Raw genomic sequence first — 1196 nt, 5'->3', positions numbered from 1 at the left:
GGAAGGTGCGAATAAGCAGGTCATTTCTTCCCAAGCTGACTCGCTGATTAAAATTTCGCGGATCTGGGCCGATTTTTTTCCCGCAAACACATCGAATTAGCCTATTTAGGCTATTTTTTCCACCATTTCTGGCGTTATTTCCGGTTTTTACTGAGATCTCTCCCACTGACGTATCATTTGGTCCACCCGAAACAGGTTGGCCAGGGTGAATAACATCGCCAGTTGGTTATCGTTTTTCAGCAGCCCCTTGTATCTGGCTTTCACGAAGCCGAACTGCCGCTTGATGATGCGAAACGGGTGCTCCACCTTGGCACGGATGCTGGCTTTCATGTATTCGATGTTGATGGCCGTTTTGTTCTTGCGCGGATGCTGCTTCAAGGTTTTTACCTTGCCGGGACGCTCGGCGATCAGCCAGTCCACATCTACCTCGGCCAGCTCCTCGCGCTGTGGCGCTCCTTGGTAGCCGGCATCGGCTGAGACAAATTGCTCCTCTCCATGAAGCAGATTACCCAGCTGATTGAGGTCATGCTCGTTGGCCGCGGTGGTGACTAGGCTGTGGGTCAGGCCACTCTTGGCATCGACACCAATGTGGGCCTTCATGCCAAAGTGCCACTGATTGCCTTTCTTGGTCTGATGCATCTCCGGATCGCGTTGCTGCTCTTTGTTCTTGGTAGAGCTGGGTGCCTCAATGATGGTGGCATCCACCAAAGTGCCTTGGGTCATCATGACGCCTGCTTCGGCCAGCCAGCGATTGATGGTCTTGAACAATTGACGGGCCAGTTGATGCTGCTCGAGCAGGTGGCGGAAATTCATGATGGTGGTGCGATCCGGCAGGGCGCTATCCAGGGATAATCGGGCAAACAGGCGCATGGAGGCGATTTCGTACAGGGCATCTTCCATGGCACCGTCGCTCAGGTTGTACCAATGCTGCATGCAGTGAATACGCAGCATGGTCTCCAGCGGATAGGGCCGTCGGCCATTGCCCGCCTTGGGATAAAACGGCTCGATGACAGCGGTCATATTCTGCCATGGCAGAATCTGCTCCATGCGGGAGAGGAAAATCTCTTTTCGGGTCTGACGGCGCTTAGTGCTGAATTCACTATCGGCGAAGGTGAGTTGATGGCTCATGATGTCCCTCTGGGATGCGCTCCGGATGAATATGATGATCTCATATCAGGAACTTGTTCGCACCTTCC

Annotated in this window: 1 protein-coding gene; it reads right to left on the bottom strand. The window is 53.5% G+C overall.

Translation table 11 applies throughout. The annotated features are described in order from the left end of the window. Positions 1-147 precede the first annotated feature (147 nt). Entirely contained in the window at positions 148-1128 is a 981-nt protein-coding gene (locus tag K2184_RS28960) for an IS5-like element ISKpn26 family transposase (RefSeq protein WP_000019441.1), read from the bottom strand. Positions 1129-1196: the final 68 nt, after the last annotated feature.

The sequence above is a fragment of the Klebsiella sp. K5-306 genome (genome assembly GCF_051835185.1).
Classification (GTDB): Bacteria; Pseudomonadota; Gammaproteobacteria; order Enterobacterales; family Enterobacteriaceae; genus Klebsiella; species Klebsiella oxytoca.
Note: the sequence above shows the minus strand (reverse complement) of the source record. Positions and strands in the feature narration are given on the sequence as shown.

Excerpts from the sequence above, each read along its gene's own strand:
- K2184_RS28960 (WP_000019441.1), bottom strand. The coding sequence starts at position 1,128 with ATGAGCCATCAACTCACCTTCGCCGATAGTGAATTCAGCACTAAGCGC.